The following is a 25,178-nucleotide window of genomic DNA, read 5'->3' as shown; positions in this document are numbered from 1 at the left end:
TAGCGGCGCGATTTCAAAGGTTATTTCAAGCGCGCCATATAGTGCGTATCCACCATTTCGCCGTCGCGCATGGCGTGACGACGTGCGGTGCCTTCGATCTCAAAGCCAAACTGCTGATACAGGCCAAGCGCTTTATGATTATCGGCGAACACCGTCAGCTCAATGCGCGTCACCTGCAGCCAGTTGTCGCACAAATCAATCATCGCTGACATCAGCGCTTTACCGACGCCGCGCCGATGAAAAGCAGAATCGACGCCCATGCCAAAGGTCGCGGTATGGCGACGGCGCGCCACCGACAGCACTTCCACCGTGAGTTGCCCGGCAATCTGATCGTCAATGCACGCTACTAGCATATGCACACCCGGACGCAGATTACTGAGGCGGTCCTGCCACAGCGTCGGCGATTGGTACGGCAGATGCAGCGTGTTGGCCTGCGGTTCAGGCTGACTGTACATGCGCGTTAAAGCAGCAGCATCTTCGGGAATAGCGTGACGAACAACGATCTGACTCATGAGCGACTCCTTGTGCAAAATGGATAAAATCCCCTTTAACATCAAGGAATTCTCGCTCTTCGTCAATGCAAAATAATTCGCAAAAGGGCTTTACAGACGCGAATGATAATGATTATTATTGCCATGCGAGCTCGGAAACGTCTCCTGACAACCGGGTAAGCACGACATTGCTCACATTGCTTCCAGGTATTATTTAGCCAGCTCGGGTGCTGGCTTTTTTTTTGCCTTTACAGCGTGTATCAGGTTGCCGCACCGGGCCCGACCGGCAGATTGAAGACAAACACCCAAAGCACAAACAGCAGCGTCCAGCCAATCATAAACACCACCGAATACGGCAACATCATCGCCACCAGCGTACCGATGCCCATGTCGCGTCGATAACGCGCCGCCACCGCCATAATCAGGCCAAAGTAACTCATCATGGGTGTAATCACGTTGGTCACCGAATCACCGATGCGATATGCCGCCTGAATCACTTCGGGCGCAAAGCCGACCAGCATCAGCATCGGGACAAAGATCGGTGCGGTCACCGCCCATTGCGCCGAGGCGGAGCCAATCATCAGGTTGATAAAGCCGCAGATCATGATGAAGCAGACAAATAGCAGCGGCGCGCCCATATCGATTGATGCCAGCAGATTAGCGCCTTTCACTGCCACCACGGTGCCGAAATTGCTCCAGTTAAAAAACGCCACGAACTGCGCAGCAAAGAACACCAGCACGATATACATGCCCATGCTGCTCATACTGGCGGACATGGCGTTAATGACGTCGCGATCGTTGCGCATATTGCCGATCAGGCGGCCATATACCATGCCGGGAATAGCGAAGAAGACAAAGATAAACACCACGATGCCCTTCAGGAACGGTGAACCCGCCAGCGTGCCGGTTTTCGGGTTGAGTAACACGCCGTAGCCCGGAATCACGGTCAGGATCAGCAGCAGCGTAACGCCAAGAACCGCCCAGCCCGCGCCTTTCAACGCCCGACGTTCTTGCGTCGTCAGCGCGCCCATATCGCCTCGCACCGCATCACCTTCGCTGTCGTGATATTTGCCCAGTTTAGGTTCGACGATGCTGTTGGTGATCCAGGTGCCAAGAATGGCAATCACGAAGGTACTGACAAACATAAAGTACCAGTTCACTTCCGGGCCAACATGGTAGTCAGGATCGATAATCTGCGCGGCGCTTTGGGTAATGCCCGAGAGCAGCGGATCGATGGTGCCAAGCAGTAAGTTGGCGCTGTAGCCGCCAGAAACCCCGGCAAACGCCGCGGCCAGGCCCGCCAGGGGATGACGGCCCAATGAGTGGAAAATCATCGCGGCCAGCGGAATCAGCACCACATAGCCCAGCTCAGAAGCGGTGTTGGAGATAATGCCAGCGAAGACGATGGTGAAGGTGATGAGCTTTTTCGGTGCGTTAAACACCAGCGCGCGCATCGCCGCCGAGAGCAGCCCTGAATGTTCGGCAATCCCCACACCGAGCAGCGCAACCAACACGGTGCCGAGCGGCGCAAAGCCGGTAAAGTTGGTGACCAGATGGCTGACGATGCGTTGCAAACCTTCGGCACTCATCAGGCTAACCACGTGAATCACACCGTCTGGTGCGCGTCCTGCCGCGCCAACTGGGCGGGGATCGATCACGTTGACGCCAAACGCTGCGGCAACGGCAGACGCAACAATGATAAACAGTGAAAACAGGGCAAATAAAGTAATCGGATGCGGTAATAAATTACCCAGCCATTCAACGGTATTCAAAAAGCGCTCAATCGGGCGCTTAGCGGGTGGAGTGATGTGTTCTGACATAATTTTTCCTTGTTATTCCTGCTTGCAGGGTCCGTGATGCTCATTGTTATGTAGTGGGTTATCTACAAGACCAATCTCGTTCGCACTTCCTCATCAGTAAAACCTGGGTCGTTTTTTTGTTTTCATTCACTTTTTTTGAACAGAGGGATGAAGTTTTTCAGCTATCAATCAATCCTTCGCAGTACCAAACTGTAAAAAACATTGAGGAGAATTGAACATGATTTATGTACGTAAAGCTGAAGAACGCGGTCACGCTAATCACGGTTGGCTGGATAGCTGGCACACCTTTTCTTTCGCCGATTATCACGATGCCAACTTTATGGGCTTCTCGGCACTGCGCGTGATTAACGAAGATGTTATCGATGGTGGTCAGGGTTTCGGCACCCATCCGCATAAAGACATGGAAATCCTGACCTATGTGCTGTCTGGCACCGTTGAACATCAGGACAGCATGGGCAATAAAGAGCAGATTCCGAGCGGTGAGTTCCAAATCATGAGCGCCGGTACCGGCGTGCGACATTCGGAGTACAACGCCAGCGCCACCGATCCGCTGCACCTGTATCAGATCTGGATCATTCCAGAGCGCAAAGGCATTGAGCCGCGTTACGCGCAGCGCCGTTTCGATGATGTTAAAGGCCGCCAGTTTGTGCTGACGCCGGATGAACGTGACGGATCGCTCAAGGTGTTTCAGGACATGACGTTGTCGCGCTGGGTCTTTGCGGAGGGCGAAAGCGATGAAGTGACAGTTGAAGCCGGTCGTCGCGTGTGGATTCAGGTGGTGAAAGGGCTGGTGAGCGTGAATGGCGAACAGGTTGGCAGCAGCGATGCGCTGGCGATTTGGGATGAAAGCGCGCTGAGCATCAAAGCTGACAGCGATGCAGAGATTCTGCTGTTTGATTTGCCACCGGTTTAAAGGTCGCGCAATGAATGGCGCCGCTGCAATATCTGCACGTATTTGTAGCGGCGCGATTGATCGCGCAGGTTTTCCTCAAAGGCAGTGCATGACAAAAAAATGATAAACTCGTCGTATCTCTGATTTCAGGCGCATACGATGAAGAAGAAAAGACCGGTATTACAGGACGTTGCCGATCGCGTCGGCATCACAAAAATGACCGTCAGTCGCTACCTGCGCAATCCCGATCAGGTCTCTGCGGCGCTGCGCGACAAAATCGCCGTGGCGCTGGACGAACTCGGTTACATCCCCAATCGCGCCCCCGATATGCTCTCCAACGCTACCAGCCGCGCTATCGGCGTGCTGCTGCCTTCCTTAACCAACCAGGTTTTCGCCGACGTATTGCGCGGCATTGAGGCCGTCACCGACGAAGCGGGTTACCAAACGCTGGTGGCGCATTTTGGCTACAACGCGCAGAAAGAGGAGTTACAGCTGCGATCGCTGCTCGGCTGGAACATCGACGGCGTGATCCTCACCGAGCGTACCCATACGCCGGGCACGCTGCGCATGCTGGAAGTAGCGGGCATTCCAGTGATTGAGATGATGGATTCGGTCACGCCGTGCCTCGATATGGCGGTGGGCTTTGATAACGTCGAAGCCGCGCGGCAGATGACGCATGCTATTCTGAAAAAAGGCCATCGCCATACGGTTTACCTCGGCGCGCGCCTTGATGAACGTACCTTGCAGAAGCAACAGGGCTACGAAAAAGCGATGCGCGAAGCGGGGCTCACGCCACACAGCGTGATGATGGAAGATGCCTCCTCTTTCAGCGCCGGCGCGCAACTGCTGTGCGAGGCGCAAAAGCGCTATCCGGAAACTGACAGCCTGTTTTGTACCAACGATGACCTCGCGGTAGGCGCGATGTTTGAGTGCCAGCGTCAGGGATTACGCGTGCCGCAGCAGATGGCGATTGCCGGTTTCCACGGCCACGACATTACGCAAGTGGTGAATCCGCGCCTCGCCACGGTGTTAACGCCGCGCGAGCGTATGGGACGGGAATCGGCATCGATGCTGCTGGCGCGCATTGGCGGCGATCGCACACTAACGCAACCGCTGGATGTTGGCTTTGAAATCTCCGAAGGTGACAGCATCTGATTTTGGCGATTATTTGAGTCAGTTCACACTTTCGTGCTTTTCCACCTGAGAAGGGTTGCCAGCCTTTCAGTGGGCTCTGACAATGGCAGCTCAATTTGTTATCGGTAACATTGGGCAGAATTCACTGCCGGAGCGCAAAACAATGACAACGCCATCTCCATCGCACCACGTCTTTATCCTGATGGGCGTTTCCGGCAGCGGAAAATCTGCCGTCGCCAATCAGGTCTCTCATCAGTTAAACACTGCGTTCCTCGATGGGGATTTCCTCCATCCGCGCAGCAACATCATGAAAATGGCGGATGGCCATCCGCTGGACGACAACGATCGCCAGCCGTGGCTGCAGGCGCTGAATGATGCGGCATTTGCCATGCAGCGCACGCAGGAGATCTCCATCATCGTCTGTTCGGCGCTGAAAAAGTCCTATCGCGACATCCTGCGTCAGGGCAACGAGAACCTGAAATTCATCTATCTGCAGGGCGACTTCGAAACCATTGAATCCCGCCTGAAAGCGCGTAAAGGTCACTTCTTCAAACCGCAGATGCTGGTGACGCAGTTCGCCACGCTGCAGGAACCCGGCGCGGATGAGCCCGATGTACTGGTGGTTGATATCAATCATTCACTGGATGAGGTAGTTGCGGCCACGGTTGCGACCATTGAGGGTGCAATCAACAAGGGTTAGTCATGAGTACCGCAACGCTAGTGTTAACCGCAGCAGGCTCTGTCCTGCTGCTGCTGTTTTTGGTGATGAAAGCGCGTATGCACGCCTTTGTTGCCCTGATGTTAGTCTCCATTGGTGCCGGTCTGTTCTCCGGCATGCCGCTCGATAAAATCGCACAAACTATGGAAAAAGGCATGGGCGGAACGCTCGGCTTTCTCGCCATTGTGGTGGCGTTAGGCGCGATGTTCGGCAAGATCCTGCATGAAACCGGCGCCGTCGATCAGATCGCCATTCGCATGTTGAAAACCTTTGGGGAAAGCCGCGCGCACTATGCGATGGGCGTCGCTGGCTTGATCTGTGCGTTGCCGCTGTTCTTTGAAGTGGCGGTGGTGTTGCTGATCAGCATTGCGTTCGCCGTGGCGCGTCGCACCCAAGGCAATTTAGTTAAGCTGGTGATCCCGCTGTTTGCCGGTGTTGCGGCGTCCGCCGCGTTTCTGCTGCCGGGACCCGCGCCGATGCTGCTGGCCGCGCAGATGCACGCTGATTTTGGCTGGATGATTCTGCTGGGCCTGTGCGCCGCGATTCCGGGCATGCTGATTGCGGGCCCGCTGTTTGGCAGCGTTATTGCGCAGCACGTCAGCTTTAGTGCACCGCCGGAAGATCATCAGCCGGAAGTGGAAGAGGGCAAACTGCCGTCGTTTGGCTTTAGTCTGGCGCTGATTCTGTTCCCGCTGCTGCTGGTGGGCCTGAAAACCATCGGCGCACGCTTCACAACGCCGGGTTCCCATCTGTATGAGTGGCTGGAGTTTATCGGCCATCCGTTCACCGCGATTCTGCTGGCCTGTCTGGTGGCGATTTATGGCCTGGCTTATCGTCAGGGCATGGATAAAGAGAAGGTGATGCAGGTGTGCGGCAGCGCGCTGCAACCGGCGGGCATTATTCTGCTGGTGATTGGTGCGGGCGGCGTGTTTAAGCAGGTGCTGGTGGATTCGGGCGTTGGCCCGGTTTTAGGACATGCGTTGACCGGCGCAGGTATGCCGATTGCGCTGGCGTGCTTCATCCTTTCTGGCGCGATTCGCGTGATTCAGGGTTCGGCCACCGTGGCGTGTTTAACCACCGTCGGTTTAGTGATGCCGGTGATAGAACCGCTGCACTACAGCGGCGCGCAGCTGGCCGCGCTGTCGATCTGTATCGGCGGCGGCTCGATCATTATCAGTCATGTGAATGATGCGGGTTTCTGGCTGTTTGGCCGCTTCACCGGCGCCACCGAAGCCGAAACGCTGAAGACATGGACGCTGATGGAAACCATTTTGGGCACCACCGGCGCGATTGTTGGCATGATTGCGTTTAGTTTGCTGTCGTGATGTAAAACCAGCGCAATACATTGCGCCGCTACGCGATTTGTAGCGGCGCGATTTATCGCGCGATTCTGACCTTCTTAATCCTCTTCCCGCTCATCATCCGGCTGATCTAAAACCGTGTACGCCACGGCGCAGAACAGCGAATTTAAACGCTTCATATCGCCCAGTAAGCCAAGGTGCAAAGAGCTCGTCTCAATGCTTTGCACATTCTGCAGATGCAAGCGCTCGACGTGCGCGTGAGAGAAACGGCGAATCAGGATGCGGAAGCGGTGCTTGGATCGGCGCAGGCGTTTGGCGCTGGTGACATCGTGCGACAAAAACACCGACAAACTCAGACGCAGGTTATACAGCACCTGTTCCTGCAAGGTTTGCAGCTCCTCCAGTCCTTCGGCAGAGAAGGCACGGCGCGCGGTCAGTGACTTATCCGCTACGTCGGCGCACATGCGTTCGATAATGTCGCCCGCCTGCTCCAGGTTGAGCGCCATCTCAATGATCTCCGCCCAGCGGCGCGAATCATCCTCCGGCAAATCCTCTTTCGGCATACGCGCCAGATAGAGTTTGATCGCGGTGTAAAGCACATCAACATCATCATCCAGCCGCCGCACCGCGCGCTCTTCGCGCAGGTCGCCATGCACCACCTTATTGAATGACTCAATCATCTGCTCGACCACATCACCGATGCGCAGTGTTTCGCGTGAGGCGTTAGCCAGCGCTAACGCTGGCGTATCCAGCGCGCTGCTGTCGAGGTGTTTGGGTTTGAGATGGGCTTCGTTTTCGGGATCATCGGCAATCATACGGCGGCACAGGCGCGCCATTGGATCGGCAAACGGCACCATGACTAAACAGCGAATCAGGTTGTAGAAGACGTGGAAGAAGATCACCAGCTCTTCATCATTGACTGGCAGCTTATCCAGCACATCGGCGACAACATTGACGAACGGCAAAATGGCGATGCTGCCAATCAGCTTAAACAGCAGGCTGCCGAGCGCAACGCGTTTGCCCGCTGCATTGGAGCCGCTGGCGTTGATCATCGCCAGCAGGCCGCTGCCGAGGTTGGCACCAATCACCAGACAGAGTGCCACCTTGAAGGAGATGACACCGGTAGCGGTCAGCGTGGCGGTAATCAGGACCGCCGCGAGGCTGGAGTAACTGATGATGGCGAACACCGCGCCAATCAGTGCATCGAGCATCACATCGCCGGTCAGCGTCGAGAACAGCACCTGAACGCCCGCCGCCTGGGTGATCGGTTTGGCGGCCGCGACAATCAGCTGCAGCGCCAGTAGAATCAGGCCAAGCCCAATACTGGCGCGGCCTAACTGCCCAATGCGCGTTTGCTTGCGGCTGAGAAAGAACACCACGCCAAAGAAGATAAACAGCGGCGACAGCCACGACAAATCAAAAGTCAGGATGCGCGCCATGATCGCGGTCCCGACATCCGCGCCCAGCACCACCACCAGCGCAGGCGTCAGGCTGACCAGATTCTGTGCAACAAAGGAGGTAACCAGCAGCGTGGTGGCGTTACTGCTCTGCACCAGCGCCGTGACGCCAATGCCGGCAAGAAACGCCATCGGTTTTTTTTCGACGCTGCGGCTGAGTACGCGACGCAGATCGGCACCGTAAACGCGCATGATGCCGGTGCGCACAATGTGTGTGCCCCACACCAGCAGCGCAACGGCAGAAAGTAAATTAAGCAGAGTTAACACGTATAGAGGCTCCTCATCCGTCAGGCTCAAACCACACCGATTGCCAGCCTGACGGTGAGCACAACCGGTAAAACCTTCGCCGCGTTGTGTCGCCTTTTTTCGTTTAAATTAAGCAACCTGGCGCAACGTCGACATCTCTAACTGTAGCCCAATCTGCATACCAGCGGGATGCAAATCTGCCACGCTGCGGTTGAGTACATCAATCGAAAGCTCCACGTTTTGCGCGCGCACCCGATAGCGAATCACGTTGCCAAGCAAGCTGTGGCTGAGGATGGTGGCGGGAATGCCCGCCTGCGGCGCGCACAGCTGGATCGACTCCGGGCGAATCGCTACCTGACCGCTAAACGCCTGTCCGGTCAGCTGCGTTGCCTGTTCCGCGCTCAGCAGGTTGTAGTTGCCGATAAAGCCGGCGGCAAACAGATCGGCCGGTTGGGTATAGAGCATTTCCGCGTTGCCGTTCTGCACGATCTTTCCCCGATTCATCAGCACGATGCGATCGGACATGGTCAGCGCCTCTTCCTGATCGTGGGTGACAAACAAGGTAGTGAGTTTCAGCTCGCGCTGAATATTGCGGATCTGTTCACGCAGATGGCGACGAATGCGCGCATCCAGCGCCGACAGCGGTTCATCCAGCAACAGCAAGCGTGGACGCGTCACCAGCGAACGCGCCAGCGCCACGCGCTGACACTGTCCGCCAGAGAGCTGATGCGGATAACGCCGCGCGAAGTCGGTGAGTTCCACCAGCGCCAGTACCTCCATCACGCGTTTCTGAATCTCGCTGCTCGCCAGTTTCTGCATCTTCAGGCCAAACGCCACGTTCTTCTCAACCGTCATGTTGGGGAACAGCGCGTAGCTCTGGAACACCATGCCGATGGTGCGCTTCTGCGGCGTCAGCGGCACGATATCCTGACCTTGCAGCAATACTTTGCCGCTATCCACTTCGGTTAACCCGGCGATACAGCGCAGCAGCGTCGATTTGCCGCAGCCGCTGGGGCCGAGCAGCGTAACAAACTCGCCTTCTTCGGCACTGAAATCGATGTTTTCAAAAATGGTGGTCGGACCGTAGCTTTTGTTCAGCTGGGTGACGCTCAGATAACTCATGGTCAGCCTCGTTCAGGATTGAGGGCATTCGCCAGCCAGGTAACCAGCAGGACGACGGCAAAATAGGAGATCACCAGCGCGCTGGTGAAATGGCCGCTGCCGTTGCGCATGTTAAACAGATAAACCTGCAAGGTTTCATAACGGGTGCCGACCAGCATATTGGCGAAGACAAACTCACCAATCAGGAAGGAGAAGGAGAGCAGCACCGCGATAAATACCCCTTTGCGCAGGTTCGGCAACACCACAAACAGCGCCGCCTGCCAGGTGCTGGCACCGAGCAGCTGCGCGGCATCAATCAGCTCTTTCAGGTTGATGGCCTGCATATTGTTGGAGATGGCGCGATAGATAAACGGCAAGGCGATGGTGAAGTAGCAGCCGATCAAAATCCACGGCGTGCCGGTCAGCATCAGCGGCGACGACGAATAGAGTTGCAGCAGCCCGACCGACGACACCACCGGCGGCACGGCGAAGGGCATCAGGATCAGCACGTTCATCACCGCATCCAGTTTCGGATAGTAGTAAGCGATTACAAACATGGCAGGCAGCACCAGCACCAGCGAGAACAACAGCGCACCGCAGCAAACCAGCAGTGAATGACCGAGCGCGGTCAGGAAACGCGCATCGCTCCACAGCGCGCTGAGCCACTTCAGCGTAAAGCCCTGCGGCAGGATGGTGTCGCTCCAGCTGGTGGAAATGCCGTACAGTAACGTCGCCAGTAGCGGCGCGGCTAAAATGGCCAGCAGCAGCCAGACAATCAGGCGATGATAAAATTTTTCCGCGCGCGACACGTGTAGCTCCTCAGGAAGGTTTGGCGTTGAGATAGCTGCGGCGCACCAGATACTGCTGCACCACGGTAATCAGCGCCATAATCAGCACCAGCAACATCGCCAGCGCGCCGCCGGTGTTGGGATCGAGCGAGATGTCGCCAGAGACCAGCGCGGCAATGCGTACCGGCACCACGTTAAAGTTGCCGGTAGTGAGCGCGTAAATGGTGGCGTAAGCGCCGAGCGCGTTCGCCAGCAAAATCACGAAAGTACCGAGCAGCGCCGGGAACAGAATCGGCAAACCGATGTGCCACCAATAGCGCCAGCGGCCCGCACCCAGCAGCGCGGCAGACTCTTGCCAATCCTGTCGCAAGCCATCAAACGCGGGATAAAGCAGCAAAATGCCGAGCGGGATTTGGAACCAGGTGTACACCAGCACCATGCCGTCACGCGAAAACAGCTTAAAGCCTTCCAGCACGCCGTAATGGCGCAGCAGCAGCGTCAGACAACCGTTCAGGCCGAGCAGAATGACGAAGGCAAACGCCAGCGGTACGCCGGCGAAGTTGCTGGTCATGTTGGTAAATGACATCAAAAAGCGCTGAAAGCGGCCGCTGCCGAGTTGATGCAGCGAATATCCGGCAACCAGTGAGATCAGCAGGCCGTAAATGCTCGACCAGATGGAGATGTCCAGCGACAGGCGAAACGCCTGCAAATAGAACGGCGAGGTGAGGATATCGCTGTAGTTGTCGAAGCCCCAACGCTCATTGATGTCGCTCCAGAAGCTGTTGATGGCAATCCACAGCAGCGGCGCGAGCTGGAATGCCACCCAGAACAGCGCAAACGGCAGCAGCAATAGCGCGGCGAGCGTTTTGCCTTTCATTACTGCGGCTCCGCCAGTAACGCGCGACATAGCGGTTTGTCATGTTCGACGCCGAGCAAGGTGCACACGATGCCACACAGTTCGGTCTGCTGCGGCTGAAGATCCGGCTGCAGCGAGAAACCTTTGCCAAACACGAACAGCGGCACCTGCGTCTCTTCCGGCAAAATGCCGCCGTGCGAGCGGTCATCGTTCATGCCGTGATCGGCGGTGACAATCACCTGATAACCGGCCGCCAGCCAGTCCGGCATCCACTGCGACAGATAACCATCGGCCATGCGCGCGCGGTTGCGATACTGCGGCGATGACAGGCCGTGCTTGTGTCCGGCATCGTCAATGTTCATCGGGTGGATCAGCAGGAAGTCGGGATCGTGCCGCAAACGTAGGCTTTCTGCATCTTCAAACAGGTGGGAATCCGGATAACCGTCGTCCCAGTAAAAGTGGCCATACTGAATCGGCAGATCGGGCGCGACCGTGTGGCGGTCGCGCGCCGCGTTGAACGGGGATTGATTGTAGAGCTCACTCACCCAGTGGTAGGCGGCTGCCGCGGTGGTGAGACCGGCGGCACGTGCGTAATGGAAGATGCTGCGCTGATTACTCATGCGACTGACGCCGTTGTGAATAATACCGCTGCGCACCGGTGGAATGCCGGTGAGAATGCATTCGTACAGCGGGCGCGACAGCGAAGGCAGTTCGCAAGTCAGCGTATAATATTGGCCGTTGCCCTGCGCGCATTCAGCAAACAGATAGCCCATTGCGTGCTGCGCTACCTGATTACTCAGCCCATCCAACACCACCAGGATAGTTTTCATCCCTCGCTCCTTACTGCTTCATATTAATGATGACGTTCTCTTGCCACAGACGCGGCAGCATTTTCGAGGTTTTATCCCACGCGGCCTGGTCTTTGATTGGACGGGCATTCTTATACTCAGACTGCGGCAGCAGCTTGGCCTGCACGTCGGCGGGCAGAGTTAAATGCTCGGCACGAATCGGGCGCGCATAGCCTTTCGCCAGGTTGATCTGGCCTTCATCAGACAAGATGTATTCACGCGCCAGCTTTGCGGCGTTCGGATGTTTGGCGTATTTATTGATGACGGTGCTGTAGCCAGAAGTGACGGAACCGTCGGAAGGGATCACCACTTCGTAGCGGTTTTTGTCGATCTGATCGCGGTAGTTCAGACCGTTAAAGTCCCACACCACCGCCACCTGAATTTCGCCTTTTTCAATGTTGGCAATCACCGGATCGGTCACGCCAAGACGGCCTTCTTTCGCCAGATCGCCGAAGAAGCTCAACGCCGGTTTCACATTCTTCTCGTCACCGCCTAATGCATAGCTGGCCGCCAACACGCCGTTCGCTGCCTGAGCCGCAGTGCCGACGTCACCGATAGTGACCACATACTTACCTTTCTTCAGATCGGCCCAGCTGTGCGGCACATCTTTGACCTGCTGCTTATCCACCAGGAACGCGATGGTGCCGGTATACGCCAGCATCCAGTTGCCATCCTGATCTTTTGCCCAGCTCGGGATTTGCTCCCAATGCGTTGGCTTATACGGTTGCGCCACGCCTTTAGCGACGGCAATCGGACCGAAAGCAGCGCCCACATCACCGATATCGGCGCTGGCGTTCTCTTTCTCTGCAGCAAATTTTGCCAGTTCCTGCGCCGAGGACATGTCGGTGTCGCTGTGCTTCAGGCCATATTTGCTGTTGAGGTCACTCCAGGTATCTTTCCAGTTGGCCCAGCTATCTGGCATGCCGACGCTGTTGACCTGACCTTCGGCACGCGCCGCTTTTTCTAACGCGGCGAGGTCATTATCTGCGGCTTGCGCGGCGGGCAGCGCAAGCAGTACGGCACTGGCTACTACAGAGGCGATAAACGCTTTCATCTCGATTGCTCCCGGTATATGTTGTGGGACTTCTTGGTCTAGTCCAGCAAGAACCGAGCCAATGTAGCCCGAATAGATGAAGGTTTTATGACCATGGTGGTGAAACGGGGTGTGGCGCGACGATCCACATGCGGTTACAGCGCGCTAAAGCGTGGGTTGTTCTCTGTCACATTGTAGTCATCGAACTGTCATAGTGCAGATTTGCCCCAAAATGAGGCTGAAAAATGATGTCGAAAACGGCGGATGTGATTGCAGCAGGGCTGCGGGAACGCATTGAAAGCGGTGAATTTGCCGGTGGTCGTTTGCCCGCCGAACGTAGCTTAAGCGAACACTATTCCACCACGCGCATTACGCTGCGTGAGGCGCTGGGTTTGCTGGAAGCGCAGGGCATTATCTATCGTGAACTGCGTCGTGGCTGGTTTCTCGCACCGCCTCGGCTGGTCTACAACCCCTCTCATCACAGCCATTTTCACGCCATGGCCGCTGAGCAAGGCCGTATTGCCAGCACTGAAGTGCTGGAGGCGCGCGAAGTGCCAGCGCAATTAGCCATCGCGCGTCATCTGCAACTGCTGGAGGGCGATCGGGTTTACCGCATTCGCCGTTTGCGCCGTATTGATGGTCGCGCCGTGTTGTATGTCGAGCATTACCTCAATCCCGCCTTCTTTCCGGGATTGCTGGATGAAGACCTGACGCGTTCACTCACCGATCTTTATGACCAGCGCTATGGCATTCGCTACGGCGGCGCGCGTTTTACCATTTTGCCGGGACCGCTGCCGGTGCGCGCTGCGCCTGCGCTCAACGTGGCGAGCGGCACGCCCGGCTTGTTGATCACCCGCATCAATCGCGATCAGCACAAGCGCGTGATTGATTGCGACTGCGAGTTCTGGCGCTATGACGCGCTGTGTGTGGATGTCGAAGTATAAATATTGTGATTTTGATCACACTACAGCATGATAGCGCCAGTGAGTAATTGAGAGCGTGAGGCGCAAAAATGACAATAAAAACAGGGGTTGGGCAGTACATCTCTTTAGCATTGCAGTGGGTGCTGAATATTGGTCTGATCATTCTGGCCATTATTCTGGTGGTGTTCCTCGGTAAAGAAACCATTCATCTGGCCAACGTGCTGTTGAGCACCGGCGAGCAGACGTCTTCCTATCTGCTGATTGAAGGCATCGTTATCTATTTCCTCTACTTCGAATTTATCGCCTTGATTGTGAAGTACTTTCAGTCGGGCTATCACTTCCCGCTGCGCTACTTCATCTACATCGGCATCACGGCGATTATCCGCCTGATCATCGTCGACCATAAAAATCCGTTCGATACGCTCTACTACTCGGCGGCGATTTTGATTCTGGTGGTGACGCTGTGGTTGGCGAACAGTAACCGCCTGAAACGCGAGTAATAATATCGCGTGGCACAACGAGCCGTGCCACGCATTCTCCTCTGCGCTAAACTAGGGCAACTTTTTTCCCGGAGATGTCCTGATGTCGCATGACGCGCTGCGCCAGTTACGCGCACTGCACTGGCTGCCAGCCTCTTCACCGCAGCTTTCTGCCCCGCTACTTGACTGGTTAATGGAAGAAGACTCCATGACGCGTCGCTTCGAGCAGCATTGCCAGCAAGTGACCGTAAAACTGATCCGCGAAGCATTTATTGGCGCTGAAGAGATCTCGGAGGAAGCGGAATTTTTGCCCGCCGACCCGCGCTTCTGGTTACGTGAAATTGTGCTGTGCGGTGATGGCGAACCCTGGCTGATTGGCCGCACCGTGGTGCCAGAAAGCACGCTGAACGGCCCCGAGCAGATGCTGCAACAGCTCGGTACGCGCCCGCTTGGCCGCTATCTATTCTCTTCATCTACCCTGAGCCGCGATTTTATCGATCCCGGTCAGGTTGGCGATTTATGGGGACGCCGTTCCCGCCTGCGTTTGTCGGGCAAGCCGCTGCTGTTAACTGAACTGTTTTTACCGGCGTCGCCGCTCTATCGCGCGCTGGATCAAGGATAAAACCACTGTGCAAAACACCTTACCCATGACCAAATGGCAGGCTTACTGCCGCCTGATGCGTATCGATAAACCCATCGGCACTGTGTTACTGCTGTGGCCAACTCTGTGGGCACTGTGGCTCTCCGGCATGGCGATTCCACCGCTGCCGGTGCTGCTGGTGTTTGTGCTCGGCGTTATCGTGATGCGTGCTGCCGGCTGCGTGATCAACGATTACGCAGACCGCAAAATCGATGGTCACGTCAAGCGCACGGCGTCACGTCCGCTGGCCAGCGGCGCGGTATCCGGGAAAGAGGCGAAGCTGCTGTTTGCCGGTCTCGGTTTGCTGGCGTTTATGCTGGTGTTGACCATGAACACCATGACCATTTTGCTGTCGTTTGGCGGCCTGGCGCTGGCGTGGGTTTATCCGTTTATGAAGCGCTACACGCATCTGCCGCAGGTGGTGCTCGGCGCAGCGTTTGGTTGGGCGATTCCGATGGGATGGGCAGCAGTTAGTGAGTCCTTACCTTTAGCCTGCTGGCTGGTTTTCCTGGCGAACATCTGCTGGACGGTGGCCTATGACACGCAGTACGCGATGGTCGATCGCGATGACGATTTGAAGATCGGCGTAAAATCGACGGCGATTCTGTTTGGCCGTTACGACAAACTGATTATTGGTTTACTGCAGCTGGCAACGCTCGGTTTGATGGCGCTGGTGGGCATGATGCTTCAACTGAATGGGGCGTTTTACTGGTCGCTGCTGCTGGCTGCGGGCTTGTTTGTGCATCAGCAGAAGCTAATTGCCCAGCGCGAGCGCGATCCCTGCTTCCAGGCGTTTCTGAATAACAACTATGTGGGCATGGTGCTGTTTCTCGGCATTCTGCTCAGCACCGTGCCGTTCGCGGATCTGTTATAAACAAAAAAGGCGCACTGAAGTGCGCCTTTTTATTAGCTTATCGCCGCGTTAATCGTGGGTGACCGCGCTTTCAATCGTCAGACGCACGTCGCTGGTCACCAGTTCCGCCAGCATCTGCCACATCATATGACTGCGTTCGGCATCGGCATCGCCTTTGTCACTGATATATCCTTCATCACGCAGCGTGAGGACCAGCGCAGTAAACACTGCTTTATCAAAGAACTCTGGTGCGTTGATACCGTGCAGCACAGACAGGCGTTGAGCCAGCGTGCGGCTCTCTTTCTCCAGCGTGCCACGGTTGATGGCCGGTTTCGCGCTGAGGATAGCGAAGGTAATCGCGAAGCGCTGCAGCGTCTCACGAATACCCGCCGCTAGCAGTTGCAGCGAACGGTGACGTGCCGGCGTCATTCTTAGTTGACCATCCTGCAAGGTGATCAGGCCCTGACGCGCCATCTCTGCACAGAGTGCGTTAAGTAGCGCAGGCAACTCCGCCTTGTCCCAGCGCAAGAACAACTCGCTCTTTAGCATCGGATATACCAGGCTAACCTGACGCAGCAGCTCTGCTTCGCTGATTTCCCGATGTTGTTGCACGATGGCGGCAATCAACGATGGCATCACCAACATGTGATGAATGTTGTTGCGATAGTAGGTCATCAGCACCGCCTGCTCGCGCGGCAGGATGATGATGTCGCCAATGCTGTCTTGCTCGGTCTCGAACTTGTTCATGCCCATGGCGTGATCAAGCAGCGCTTCGGCGCTCATGTCAGGCACCGTGGCTTCTGGCGAATAGGGCACATTGCGCAGCAGCTGGGTGTAGCACTCTAATTGCTCAATCAGCTGTTCGCGGGTCAGTGAACGCTGACGTGACGCCAGCAGTGCAGTGACGCACAGGTTCATGGCGTTGGCTGCACCGGCTTCGTTGATGCGCACCATCAGCTTCGCCGCAATGTCATTCACGGCGGGCGTCATCCAGGCAGGGCGTTGCGGTTCGATAGGATCAATCGCATCACGCCATTCGGGCACGTTTTTGTTCAGATAGTTCATCAACGGCAGGGGTTCACCGAAGTTAACGTAGCCCTGTCCCAGGTTGCGCAGCTTACGTAAACCGCGCACCATCTGCAGGAAGCTCTCTTTCTCTTTGGCCGCACCCCGCAGCTCTTTGGCGTAGGTGCCCACTTCCATCACATGCTCGTAGCCAATGTAAATCGGCACGAAGGTGATTGGACGACTGCCGCCGCGCAGCATCGCCTGCAGCGTCATTGATAGGGTGCCGGTTTTTGGATCCAGCAAACGACCGGTACGCGAACGTCCGCCTTCCACAAAGTATTCCACGGAGTAACCCCGGCTAAACAGCTCGCCAAGATATTCACGGAACACGGTGGAATAGAGTTTGTTGCCCTTAAAGGTACGACGAATAAAGAAGGCGCCCAGACGACGGAAAATCGGGCCGGCTGGCCAGAAGTTCAGGTTAATACCGGCAGCAATGTGCGGCGGCACCAGGCCTTGATGATAAAGCACGTAGGAGAGCAGCAGGTAATCCATGTGGCTGCGGTGGCAGGGCACATACACAATCTCATGACCATCCTGCGCCAGCTGACGCACGCGCTCACCGCCATGCACGTTGATGCCCTGATACAGGCGGCTCCACAGCCAGCCCATCACGCGGTCAGTGACTTTAATCGCTTCATAAGAGAAGTCCGCCGCCACTTCTTCCATCATTTCGATGGCGTTCTGCTGGGCTTTCTCATGCGAAATCTTTTTGCTGCGCGCTTCATCTTCTACTGCTTTTTCGATCGCTTTGGATTGTAACAGCTTGTTGAAGAGATCCTGACGTGCAGGCAGACGCGGGCCGACCGCGGCCAGACGTTGGCGGGCAAAATGAATGCGCGCCACGCGAGCCAGCTTTTGGGCAATCGACTTATCGGTGCCGTGCTCGGTCGCCATCTGGCGCAACGAAACGGTTTGCGAGAAGCGAACAAAGCTGTCGCGGCCGTGCCACAAAATGGCGAAGAACTTCTGCACGCCATTGAGCACGCGCAGATGTGGCGTGGATTCACCGGAGGTTTCACGTCCCGGCGCACGACCAAACATCACCGCGACCGGCAGCATTTGCACATCGAGTTGCGGGTTGCTGCGGTGCAAATCCAGATAATCGTGGAACAGCTTTACCGATTCGGGATTGGCCACGAAATAGGGAATTACGCGTGGGCCATCGTGAATAAACACGTGGCGCGGCAGCAGGGTGCCATCGATCTCCAGCGGAGCCAGCGGATCGGGCAGATCATGTTTCAGGCATTGAGCACGCAGTGTGAGCAGGTCAGCCTTTGAATCATAAGGCAAAACATACATCACCGGACGTGTCGGATCGATCCCATGTTCAGAGATAGGATCGGTCGGAATGACCTTACTTTTTACCAAAATAGAGAGTGGTAAATTCAATAATTTGTAATAGAGTTTACGCCAACCTGACATAGACAACTTTAAGCCTCTTGTTAGCAAAGCGCGGCAAGCATACCAGAAAGCGCAGCGAAGGTCTGTGGCTCTGCCGCCTCATACTGCCCACACATTGACGTCAAAATAGTTCAAGGGTTCCATAGACATGGCAAATAACGTCACCGGTTTAGTAAGAATAGTGAAAGCCGCCGGTTATTCCTGGCAGGGCCTGCGTGCCGCATGGCAGCACGAAGCCGCTTTTCGGCAGGAAGCCATTGCCGCGCTGGTGGCCATTCTCGTAGCTTGCTGGCTGGATGTAGATACCCTTTCCCGCATCCTGATGATTGGCTCGGTAGTGCTGGTTATCATCGTTGAGATCCTTAATAGCGCTATCGAAGCGGTGGTCGACCGCATCGGGCAGGAGCAACATCCGCTCGCGGGCCGCGCCAAAGATATGGGATCGGCTGCCGTATTGCTGACTATCTTACTGGCTCTGTTCGTCTGGAGCGCGCTGCTCTGGACGCATTTGAGATAGGGATTCCAGATTCATCAAACCGCTGATTTTTCCCTCTGTTACGGTTTTCATTTCGCGAATACCTGTATATACTCACAGCGACTGTATAAACAACCAGGGGGCGGGATGAAAGCGTTAACTGCACGGCAGCAACAGGTCTATGACCTGATTCGCGACCATATTAACCAGACGGGCATGCCGCCAACGCGTGCGGAAATTGCTGCGCAACTGGGTTTCCGCTCGCCCAATGCTGCCGAAGAGCATCTGAAAGCGCTGGCGCGTAAAGGCGTAATTGAAATTGTTTCCGGCGCATCGCGCGGAATTCGTTTGCTGATGGAAGAAGAACCGAGCGAAGGGCTGCCGCTGATTGGCCGCGTCGCTGCCGGTGAACCTTTGCTGGCTCAAGAACACATCGAAGCCCACTATCAGGTGGATGCTAACCTCTTTAAACCGAGCGCCGATTTCCTGCTGCGCGTGAGCGGTATGTCGATGAAAGACATCGGCATTATGGATGGCGATCTGTTAGCGGTACACAAAACGCAGGAAGTGCGTAACGGCCAGGTTGTCGTGGCGCGCATTGATGATGAAGTCACAGTGAAACGCTGGAAAAAGCAGGGTGCGATTGTCCATCTGCTACCTGAAAACACCGATTTTCAGCCGATTGTCGTGGATACCCGTGAGCAGTCGCTAACCGTTGAAGGTTTAGCTGTCGGGATTGTGCGCAACGGCGAGTGGCTCTGATCAGTTTCTGATCCACTTTAACTGCGGCGGTGCGTGTTTGCGCTGACCGCAGTCTGCTGTTTTACTTCTCTGTGACTCTTTCTGCGGCTCATTCTGGCGCCATTACGCTGATTACCGCACACAACGGAATGGGCTAATGCAGCTGTTTTCCTCCTCAGATAAAACGCTCTGGCGGCTAGCGCTGCCGATGATCCTGTCAAATATCACCGTCCCATTACTGGGTGTGGTGGATACCGCCGTTATTGGTCATCTCGATAGCCCAATCTACCTCGGTGGCGTCGCCGTGGGCACAACCGCCACCAGCTTCATCTTTATGCTCCTGCTGTTCCTGCGCATGAGCACCACCGGACTCACCGCTCAGGCATTTGGCGCCAATGACAAAACGGCGCTGGCGCGCGCCTTAACACAACCGCTACTGATTGCGCTGGTTTTTGGTGCGCTGTTTATGGTGCTGCGAACGCCGGTCAGCAGCCTGGCGGCAGCTTTAATGGGTGGCAGCCCGGAAGTGCAGCAACAGGCGAAAATATTTATTGAGATTCGCTGGCTGAGTGCGCCCGCAACCTTGGCCAATTTGGTGATTCTTGGCTGGCTGCTGGGCGTGCAGTATGCGCGGGCACCGATGGTGCTGCTAATCATCGGCAACCTGGTGAATATCCTGCTGGATCTGCTGTTCGTGCTCAAACTGCATTGGGGTGTCGCCGGAGCGGCGGCGGCTACCGCGCTGGCAGAATATGTCACGCTGGGCGTGGGTTTATGGATGGTGGCGCGGGTGCTAAAGATGCGCGGTATCCATTTTGCTTTACTCAAAAGCAGCTGGCGCGGCGATGCGGCGCGGCTATTCCGCCTCAATCGCGACATTATGCTGCGTTCTTTGATGCTGCAAATCTGCTTCGCGTCGCTCACCATCCTTGGCGCACGCATTGGGCCGGATGTAGTGGCAGTCAATGCGGTGCTGCTGATGTTCCTCACTTTCACCGCATACGCGCTGGATGGATTTGCCTACGCGGTTGAAGCCTGTTCGGGTGAAGCGGTTGGGGCCAAAGATCGCAGCCGACTATTGCTGATTTGGCATGCGGCTTGTCGCCAGGCATGCTTCGTCGCCGCGATCTTTGCGCTGATTTATGCATTCACCGGTCCGGAGATTGTGGCGATGTTGACGTCACTGGAAGCGCTACGAGAGATGGCCGACCGCTATCTGATTTGGCAAGTGATTCTGCCGCTGGTTGGCGTCTGGTGCTATCTGCTGGACGGCATGTTTATCGGCGCGACGCGCGGGCGTGAGATGCGCAACAGCATGGTGATGGCGGCGATCGGCTACGGCGTCTCGCTGCTCACGCTGCCGTGGCTCGGTAATCACGGTTTATGGCTGGCGGTGACGGTATTCCTCGCGTTACGCGGACTGACGCTGTGGCTCATTTGGCGTGGTCACTGGCGGCGCGATAGCTGGTTCAACGCCTGAATAAGCGAAACGTAACCTACAGATTAATCTGTATTTCTCTGCAAACTGCGAAGCGGCTACTACAATTACCTTATACGGCGCACATGAGTAGCGCGTTGTCTGGGTATATCGCCAGCTAAGCAGGCAATATATCTATCTCACTCAGGATGTAGTGGAGGAATATTATGAACAAAGACGAAGCGAGCGGAAACTGGAAGCAGTTCAAAGGCAAATTCAAAGAGAAGTGGGGCAAGCTAACCGACGACGACTTCACTGTGATCGAAGGCAAACGCGATCAGCTGGTTGGTAAAATCCAGGAACGCTACGGTTATGGTAAAGACCAGGCCGAGAAAGAAGTGAAAGACTGGGAAACAACCAACAAAGATTACCGCTGGTAATCTCACTTCACGGATGATGCTCCTACCCGCCAATCATTTAGCGTAGTGATTGGCCCGGCACAAGGATGTGCCTCCCTATTTTCTTACCCGCTTTTTACCCTCGACTTGATGGTCATGCTCGCAGCTTTCATGGTGCGTGCAAGCTGCCACCTCTGCGCAATTTTCACACAGGCCATGTGCCTCAATCACGGTATGTCGCAGAGAAAATCCCGCCTGATCCGCTAATGCAGCGATGGTTTTTTCCACGCCATGAGCATGTTTTTCGCTAACTGCCGCACAACCGTCACACACCAACATCACCGAAGTATGTGCTGGCTCATCAAAATGATGGCAAACCACGTAACTGTTATTTGACTCTACGCGATGAATAAATCCCTGTTCCAGCAGGAAATCCAGCGCGCGATAGATGGTGGGCGGTTTTGCTTGCGGTTCACTGACACGCAGTTGATCCAGCAAATCGTAAGCGCTTATCGAACCATTCTGCTCTGCCATTAAGCGCAACACTTCGGCGCGTTGAGTGGTCAGGCGCACGCCGCGATCAAGGCAAAGTGATTCAGCCTGGGTAAGAAGTTGTTCTGGCGTGAGGTTTGACATAAGCATTCTCCGGGTTGCAGGTGATGTTATTTTATCACACAAAATTTAACGCTGCTGTGATTGCTTATTGTGCTTAAAATCCCTAAGAAAATTCTCCTCAATCAATAGATTACCATCGCCATTTTCCCGTCAATATTGCTGCAACACTAATGTCTGTAAAATGCGTCCGGCCAGGCAGCGCAACGCCTGCACGGATTTTGCTTTGCAACTCACCGGGTTAGCGGCTATGGTTCAAAAGGTCTTAAGTAATTTCTGGTCTCAATTAACTCACTGTTAATTTTTCTGCATAAAAACACAGCGGAATGGCGTGGAAGCGTCCAATTCTGCGAATAGCAGTGCTATTTCCTTTTAATTCACAGCAATGAAGCGTTAGCCAGGGTTCAGAATAGCGGCTAACTAAACTTTCAGTCGGTGAGTGATTCAGCGACATTTCAAAGGTGATGGCAGGCTCATGGCGAAGACATTATTCAGGCACAAAAAAGTAGCTTATCTTGTTGGTTTGAATGCAGTATTTCTCTCTTCCTCAGCTCTGGCAGCAGGTACATGGTACGACGCGCGTAACGACGCAATGGGCGGTACCGGCGTAGCCTCTTCCACCTGGAGTTCAGCGGTGCTGGCTAACCCAGCATTGATGACCAAGGCGCAGCCTGAAGATAACGTCAGCATCATTCTGCCATCAGCCGGCGCACAGGTTACCGATAAAGACAAATTGATCGATCGCGTTGACGACATTACCGATACCGTTGATCGTTATCAGGACGTGATCGATGACCTAACCTTTCAGGATTACCTCAATGGTTACCCGCAGCTGAAGGCCGCCGCAGGCGATATGGCAAACCAGCTCAGCGATCTGCGTGGTAATAAAGCTCACGCGACAGCCGGTGTGGCCGTGGCCGTCACCGTTCCGAATGAAACCTTACCTTTTGCCTTTATCACCAAGGCTTACGGCACTGCGATTGTGCGCGCCAACGTGGCTGATAGCGATATTGCCTACCTGCGCGCGGTTGCCAATGGCACGAGAGTGCCTGTGCCGGGTGATGAAAATAATTTGCGCTCCAGCGCCAATGGCCTGGCGGCATTAGTCACCGATTATGGTGTGTCAGTCGCGCATGAGTTCTCGATTGCCGGCCATCCGGTTTCTGTCGGCGTGACGCCAAAGCTGCAGAAAACCTGGCTGTATAACTACACCGCGAGTATCTACAACTACGATAAGAGCGACATCAACAGCAGCCGCTACCGCAGCAGTGATACCGGTTTCAACATGGATGCGGGTGTCGCAACAGATTTTGGTGAGAACTGGACCTTTGGCGTGACCGGACAAAACCTGATCTCGCGCGATCTCGATACCAAAGAGGTAAACGGTTACCGCGATACTTATCAAATTCGTCCGTTGGTCACTACAGGGCTTTCCTGGAATAACGGGCCATTCACGCTGGCGGGGGATGTTGATCTGACTGAAACCAAGCGCTTCAAGTCGGAAGACACCAGCCAATATGCTGGCGTAGGTGCGGAATATCGTGTGCTGGATTGGCTGGCGCTGCGTGCCGGCTATCGCGCCGATCTGAAGTCGACCGATACTGACGTGTTCACCGCCGGTTTGGGTGTGTCACCGTTCAACAATGCTGTCCATCTGGACCTGGCCGGTTCTGTAGGTAAAGACAACACCGTAGGTGCCATGCTGCAGCTCGGATTCAACTTCTAATTACCCGTCTGATAACGGGCGGCTGTGCCGCCCGTTTTGCTGTGATATGATTGCGCAGTTTCTCATCACTTACTTACTGCGGATTTACTGCGTTTCATGACCGATACTTTCTCCTCGCAACGTTTTTCCATCGCCCCAATGCTCGACTGGACCGATCGTCACTGTCGTTATTTTCACCGTAAGCTGAGCGGTGACACGCTGCTGTACACCGAAATGGTGACGACCGGCGCGATCATCCACGGTAAAGGCGACTATCTGGCCTACAGCGAGGAAGAACATCCGCTGGCGCTGCAGCTGGGTGGCAGCGATCCCGCCGCGCTGGCGCAGTGCGCTAAGCTGGCAGAAGAGCGTGGCTACGATGAGATCAACCTCAACGTGGGTTGTCCATCCGATCGCGTCCAGAACGGCCGTTTTGGCGCCTGCCTGATGGGCGATGCGGCGCTGGTTGCCGACTGCATTAAAGCGATGCGCGATGTGGTGAGCATTCCGGTGACGGTCAAAACCCGCATCGGTATTGATGAGCAGGACAGCTACGAATTCCTGTGTGATTTTATTGGCACCGTGGCGCAACAGGGCGGCTGCGATACCTTTATTATCCACGCGCGCAAAGCGTGGCTGTCGGGTTTAAGCCCGAAAGAGAATCGCGAGATTCCGCCGCTCGATTATCCCCGCGTTTACCAGCTGAAGCGCGATTTTCCGGCGCTGACCATGGCGATTAATGGCGGCATCAAAACGCTGGAAGAAGCCAAACTGCATCTGCAGCATATGGATGGCGTGATGATGGGGCGCGAAGCCTATCAGAATCCGGGCATTCTGGCGCAGGTTGACCGCGAGCTGTTTGGTCGCGATACGCCGCACGTCGATCCGGTAGCGGTGGTGCGCTCGATGTATCCCTACATTGAAGCTGAACTATCCAAAGGCATGTACCTCGGCCATGTGACGCGCCATATGCTTGGCCTGTTCCAGGGCATTCCGGGTGCGCGCCAGTGGCGTCGCTATTTAAGTGAAAACGCCCACAAACCCGGCGCCGATGTGCGCGTGCTGGAAGCGGCGTTAGCGCTAGTAGCGGATAAAATCCCGCAGGAAGTGATGTAATCACTCTTTAGCATGCCGGAACCTTCCGGTTTGATACGGTGCGCCTTCATGCGCACCGTAAAGCCAGTACCATAATTTTATAGATGGTTATTTCTACGCCGAGAATTAGTTTTTTTCATCACCTCATTATTTCTTCATTCAACTCTTGTCCATTGCTTTCAAGCAGTTAGCTATTTTTATAACCTGGCACGTATCTTGTAATGTTCCTGATGTTACTTACACAGGAGAGCCTTCGTGGAAATTCTATTTGTTATCGGCTTTTTTCTGATGCTGCTGTTCACCGGCGTTTCGTTGCTGGGCGTTATTGCAGCATTGGTGGTGGCGACCGCTTTGATGTTCTTTGGCGGATTGCTGGCAATTGTTATTAAAGTGTTGCCATGGCTGGTATTGGCGGTTGTCGCTGTCTGGCTTTATCGGGCATTTACCACGCCTTCAGGTGAGGCAAAGATGCGCAGGCTGAAAAGAAAAATCAGCGACTTAGATAGAAGGGACTGGCGCTAATTGCGGTGACGATCACAGACTCGGATATTGCTTAGCATTATTCCGCATTTAAACATATTTTTTACTTATGTTTTCTGTCAGGATGATTGGCGTTGTTTCAAACGAATTCATCGCCGCTGTCCCTACACCAGCGCGAACTATAAAAAGAAAGAAAAAAAGGG

General features: G+C 55.2%; 25 protein-coding genes. 15 read left to right on the top strand and 10 right to left on the bottom strand.

Annotation, left to right across the window (positions count from 1 at the left end; all coding sequences use genetic code 11):
* Positions 1-20: 20 nt before the first annotated feature.
* Both IB226_RS14270 and IB226_RS14265 read right to left on the bottom strand, forming a co-directional pair.
* Positions 21-512, bottom strand: a complete 492-nt coding sequence (locus IB226_RS14270) for a GNAT family N-acetyltransferase (protein ID WP_137384955.1) — start codon at positions 510-512, stop codon at positions 21-23.
* Between the two features lie 239 nt (positions 513-751).
* Positions 752-2,311 (bottom strand): AbgT family transporter, encoded by a 1,560-nt coding sequence (locus IB226_RS14265; protein ID WP_192236019.1) that lies wholly within the window; start codon positions 2,309-2,311, stop codon positions 752-754.
* A gap of 217 nt (positions 2,312-2,528) precedes the next feature.
* Here IB226_RS14265 and IB226_RS14260 point away from each other — a divergent pair, with 217 nt between their 5' ends.
* The 4 genes from IB226_RS14260 to gntU all read left to right on the top strand — a co-directional run bounded on the left by IB226_RS14260 (position 2,529) and on the right by gntU (position 6,380).
* Positions 2,529-3,224: a pirin family protein gene (locus IB226_RS14260; RefSeq protein WP_110868138.1), complete on the top strand. Its 696-nt coding sequence runs from the start codon at positions 2,529-2,531 to the stop codon at positions 3,222-3,224.
* A gap of 138 nt (positions 3,225-3,362) precedes the next feature.
* Entirely contained in the window at positions 3,363-4,358 is a 996-nt protein-coding gene (gene gntR / locus IB226_RS14255; RefSeq protein WP_192236017.1) for a gluconate operon transcriptional repressor GntR, read from the top strand.
* A 142-nt stretch (positions 4,359-4,500) separates the two neighbouring features.
* Positions 4,501-5,037 carry a gluconokinase gene (gene gntK / locus IB226_RS14250; protein ID WP_036621490.1) on the top strand — a complete coding sequence of 179 codons (537 nt, stop codon included), beginning with the start codon at positions 4,501-4,503 and terminating at the stop codon, positions 5,035-5,037.
* A 2-nt stretch (positions 5,038-5,039) separates the two neighbouring features.
* Positions 5,040-6,380: a gluconate transporter gene (gntU, locus tag IB226_RS14245; protein ID WP_110868139.1), complete on the top strand. Its 1,341-nt coding sequence runs from the start codon at positions 5,040-5,042 to the stop codon at positions 6,378-6,380.
* A gap of 74 nt (positions 6,381-6,454) precedes the next feature.
* On the opposite strand, the gene IB226_RS14240 is transcribed toward gntU, so the two are convergent.
* The 6 genes from IB226_RS14240 to IB226_RS14215 all read right to left on the bottom strand — a co-directional run bounded on the left by IB226_RS14240 (position 6,455) and on the right by IB226_RS14215 (position 12,706).
* Positions 6,455-8,080 carry a Na/Pi cotransporter family protein gene (locus IB226_RS14240; protein ID WP_101763080.1) on the bottom strand — a complete coding sequence of 542 codons (1,626 nt, stop codon included), beginning with the start codon at positions 8,078-8,080 and terminating at the stop codon, positions 6,455-6,457.
* A gap of 108 nt (positions 8,081-8,188) precedes the next feature.
* Positions 8,189-9,181: an ABC transporter ATP-binding protein gene (locus IB226_RS14235; protein WP_192236015.1), complete on the bottom strand. Its 993-nt coding sequence runs from the start codon at positions 9,179-9,181 to the stop codon at positions 8,189-8,191.
* A 2-nt stretch (positions 9,182-9,183) separates the two neighbouring features.
* Positions 9,184-9,969, bottom strand: a complete 786-nt coding sequence (locus tag IB226_RS14230; protein ID WP_101763078.1) for an ABC transporter permease — start codon at positions 9,967-9,969, stop codon at positions 9,184-9,186.
* A gap of 10 nt (positions 9,970-9,979) precedes the next feature.
* A complete protein-coding gene (locus tag IB226_RS14225) occupies positions 9,980-10,825 on the bottom strand; it encodes an ABC transporter permease subunit (RefSeq protein ID WP_101763077.1) in 846 nt (281 codons plus the stop codon).
* Positions 10,825-11,634, bottom strand: a complete 810-nt coding sequence (locus IB226_RS14220) for an alkaline phosphatase family protein (protein ID WP_101763076.1) — start codon at positions 11,632-11,634, stop codon at positions 10,825-10,827. Before IB226_RS14220 ends, IB226_RS14225 begins: the two co-directional genes overlap by 1 nt.
* A 10-nt stretch (positions 11,635-11,644) precedes the next feature.
* The gene (locus IB226_RS14215; protein ID WP_192236013.1) at positions 11,645-12,706 is read right to left on the bottom strand and encodes an ABC transporter substrate-binding protein; all 1,062 of its coding nucleotides are present in this window, start codon (positions 12,704-12,706) and stop codon (positions 11,645-11,647) included.
* A 224-nt stretch (positions 12,707-12,930) separates the two neighbouring features.
* Between IB226_RS14215 and IB226_RS14210 the strand changes: the two genes are divergently transcribed.
* The 4 genes from IB226_RS14210 to ubiA all read left to right on the top strand — a co-directional run bounded on the left by IB226_RS14210 (position 12,931) and on the right by ubiA (position 15,601).
* Positions 12,931-13,629, top strand: a complete 699-nt coding sequence (locus IB226_RS14210) for a UTRA domain-containing protein (RefSeq protein WP_101763074.1) — start codon at positions 12,931-12,933, stop codon at positions 13,627-13,629.
* A 68-nt stretch (positions 13,630-13,697) separates the two neighbouring features.
* The gene (gene psiE / locus IB226_RS14205; protein ID WP_061718383.1) at positions 13,698-14,108 is read left to right on the top strand and encodes a phosphate-starvation-inducible protein PsiE; all 411 of its coding nucleotides are present in this window, start codon (positions 13,698-13,700) and stop codon (positions 14,106-14,108) included.
* 82 nt (positions 14,109-14,190) lie between these two features.
* Positions 14,191-14,709, top strand: a complete 519-nt coding sequence (gene ubiC / locus IB226_RS14200) for a chorismate lyase (protein WP_137384959.1) — start codon at positions 14,191-14,193, stop codon at positions 14,707-14,709.
* Between the two features lie 7 nt (positions 14,710-14,716).
* Positions 14,717-15,601, top strand: a complete 885-nt coding sequence (ubiA, locus tag IB226_RS14195) for a 4-hydroxybenzoate octaprenyltransferase (RefSeq protein WP_192236011.1) — start codon at positions 14,717-14,719, stop codon at positions 15,599-15,601.
* Between the two features lie 48 nt (positions 15,602-15,649).
* Here ubiA and plsB read toward each other — a convergent pair whose 3' ends face one another.
* Positions 15,650-18,073: a glycerol-3-phosphate 1-O-acyltransferase PlsB gene (plsB, locus tag IB226_RS14190; protein WP_110868147.1), complete on the bottom strand. Its 2,424-nt coding sequence runs from the start codon at positions 18,071-18,073 to the stop codon at positions 15,650-15,652.
* A 127-nt stretch (positions 18,074-18,200) separates the two neighbouring features.
* On the opposite strand from plsB, the gene IB226_RS14185 reads away from it, so the two are divergent.
* From IB226_RS14185 to IB226_RS14170, 4 genes are all read left to right on the top strand, one after another.
* Entirely contained in the window at positions 18,201-18,569 is a 369-nt protein-coding gene (locus tag IB226_RS14185; protein WP_192236009.1) for a diacylglycerol kinase, read from the top strand.
* 105 nt (positions 18,570-18,674) lie between these two features.
* Positions 18,675-19,289 carry a transcriptional repressor LexA gene (lexA, locus tag IB226_RS14180; protein WP_008109941.1) on the top strand — a complete coding sequence of 205 codons (615 nt, stop codon included), beginning with the start codon at positions 18,675-18,677 and terminating at the stop codon, positions 19,287-19,289.
* A gap of 136 nt (positions 19,290-19,425) precedes the next feature.
* Entirely contained in the window at positions 19,426-20,748 is a 1,323-nt protein-coding gene (gene dinF, locus IB226_RS14175; RefSeq protein ID WP_110868148.1) for an MATE family efflux transporter DinF, read from the top strand.
* A 164-nt stretch (positions 20,749-20,912) separates the two neighbouring features.
* Entirely contained in the window at positions 20,913-21,125 is a 213-nt protein-coding gene (locus IB226_RS14170) for a CsbD family protein (RefSeq protein ID WP_110868149.1), read from the top strand.
* 75 nt (positions 21,126-21,200) lie between these two features.
* Here the strand turns inward: IB226_RS14170 and zur are convergent, their stop codons facing one another.
* Positions 21,201-21,719, bottom strand: coding sequence for a zinc uptake transcriptional repressor Zur (gene zur / locus IB226_RS14165; RefSeq protein ID WP_101763067.1), 519 nt, complete (start codon positions 21,717-21,719; stop codon positions 21,201-21,203).
* 451 nt (positions 21,720-22,170) lie between these two features.
* On the opposite strand from zur, the gene traF reads away from it, so the two are divergent.
* From traF to pspG, 3 genes are all read left to right on the top strand, one after another.
* Complete coding sequence (gene traF / locus IB226_RS14160) at positions 22,171-23,421, top strand: conjugal transfer protein TraF (protein WP_101763066.1); 1,251 nt, start codon at positions 22,171-22,173, stop codon at positions 23,419-23,421.
* 96 nt (positions 23,422-23,517) lie between these two features.
* Positions 23,518-24,516: a tRNA dihydrouridine(20/20a) synthase DusA gene (gene dusA / locus IB226_RS14155; protein WP_192236007.1), complete on the top strand. Its 999-nt coding sequence runs from the start codon at positions 23,518-23,520 to the stop codon at positions 24,514-24,516.
* A 234-nt stretch (positions 24,517-24,750) separates the two neighbouring features.
* Entirely contained in the window at positions 24,751-25,017 is a 267-nt protein-coding gene (gene pspG / locus IB226_RS14150) for an envelope stress response protein PspG (protein WP_101763064.1), read from the top strand.
* Positions 25,018-25,178 lie beyond the last annotated feature (161 nt).

The organism is Pantoea sp. PNT03 (assembly GCF_014852515.1).
Taxonomy (GTDB): domain Bacteria; phylum Pseudomonadota; class Gammaproteobacteria; order Enterobacterales; family Enterobacteriaceae; genus Pantoea; species Pantoea leporis.
This window is presented reverse-complemented; position numbering and strand designations above follow the sequence as displayed.

Coding starts and splice junctions, on each gene's coding strand:
- IB226_RS14270 (WP_137384955.1), bottom strand. CDS start 512: ATGAGTCAGATCGTTGTTCGTCACGCTATTCCCGAAGATGCTGCTGCT.
- IB226_RS14265 (WP_192236019.1), bottom strand. CDS start 2,311: ATGTCAGAACACATCACTCCACCCGCTAAGCGCCCGATTGAGCGCTTT.
- IB226_RS14260 (WP_110868138.1), top strand. CDS start 2,529: ATGATTTATGTACGTAAAGCTGAAGAACGCGGTCACGCTAATCACGGT.
- gntR (WP_192236017.1), top strand. CDS start 3,363: ATGAAGAAGAAAAGACCGGTATTACAGGACGTTGCCGATCGCGTCGGC.
- gntK (WP_036621490.1), top strand. CDS start 4,501: ATGACAACGCCATCTCCATCGCACCACGTCTTTATCCTGATGGGCGTT.
- gntU (WP_110868139.1), top strand. CDS start 5,040: ATGAGTACCGCAACGCTAGTGTTAACCGCAGCAGGCTCTGTCCTGCTG.
- IB226_RS14235 (WP_192236015.1), bottom strand. CDS start 9,181: ATGAGTTATCTGAGCGTCACCCAGCTGAACAAAAGCTACGGTCCGACC.
- IB226_RS14225 (WP_101763077.1), bottom strand. CDS start 10,825: ATGAAAGGCAAAACGCTCGCCGCGCTATTGCTGCTGCCGTTTGCGCTG.
- IB226_RS14220 (WP_101763076.1), bottom strand. CDS start 11,634: ATGAAAACTATCCTGGTGGTGTTGGATGGGCTGAGTAATCAGGTAGCG.
- IB226_RS14215 (WP_192236013.1), bottom strand. CDS start 12,706: ATGAAAGCGTTTATCGCCTCTGTAGTAGCCAGTGCCGTACTGCTTGCG.
- IB226_RS14210 (WP_101763074.1), top strand. CDS start 12,931: ATGATGTCGAAAACGGCGGATGTGATTGCAGCAGGGCTGCGGGAACGC.
- psiE (WP_061718383.1), top strand. CDS start 13,698: ATGACAATAAAAACAGGGGTTGGGCAGTACATCTCTTTAGCATTGCAG.
- ubiC (WP_137384959.1), top strand. CDS start 14,191: ATGTCGCATGACGCGCTGCGCCAGTTACGCGCACTGCACTGGCTGCCA.
- plsB (WP_110868147.1), bottom strand. CDS start 18,073: ATGTCAGGTTGGCGTAAACTCTATTACAAATTATTGAATTTACCACTC.
- IB226_RS14185 (WP_192236009.1), top strand. CDS start 18,201: ATGGCAAATAACGTCACCGGTTTAGTAAGAATAGTGAAAGCCGCCGGT.
- lexA (WP_008109941.1), top strand. CDS start 18,675: ATGAAAGCGTTAACTGCACGGCAGCAACAGGTCTATGACCTGATTCGC.
- dinF (WP_110868148.1), top strand. CDS start 19,426: ATGCAGCTGTTTTCCTCCTCAGATAAAACGCTCTGGCGGCTAGCGCTG.
- IB226_RS14170 (WP_110868149.1), top strand. CDS start 20,913: ATGAACAAAGACGAAGCGAGCGGAAACTGGAAGCAGTTCAAAGGCAAA.
- zur (WP_101763067.1), bottom strand. CDS start 21,719: ATGTCAAACCTCACGCCAGAACAACTTCTTACCCAGGCTGAATCACTT.
- traF (WP_101763066.1), top strand. CDS start 22,171: ATGGCGAAGACATTATTCAGGCACAAAAAAGTAGCTTATCTTGTTGGT.
- dusA (WP_192236007.1), top strand. CDS start 23,518: ATGACCGATACTTTCTCCTCGCAACGTTTTTCCATCGCCCCAATGCTC.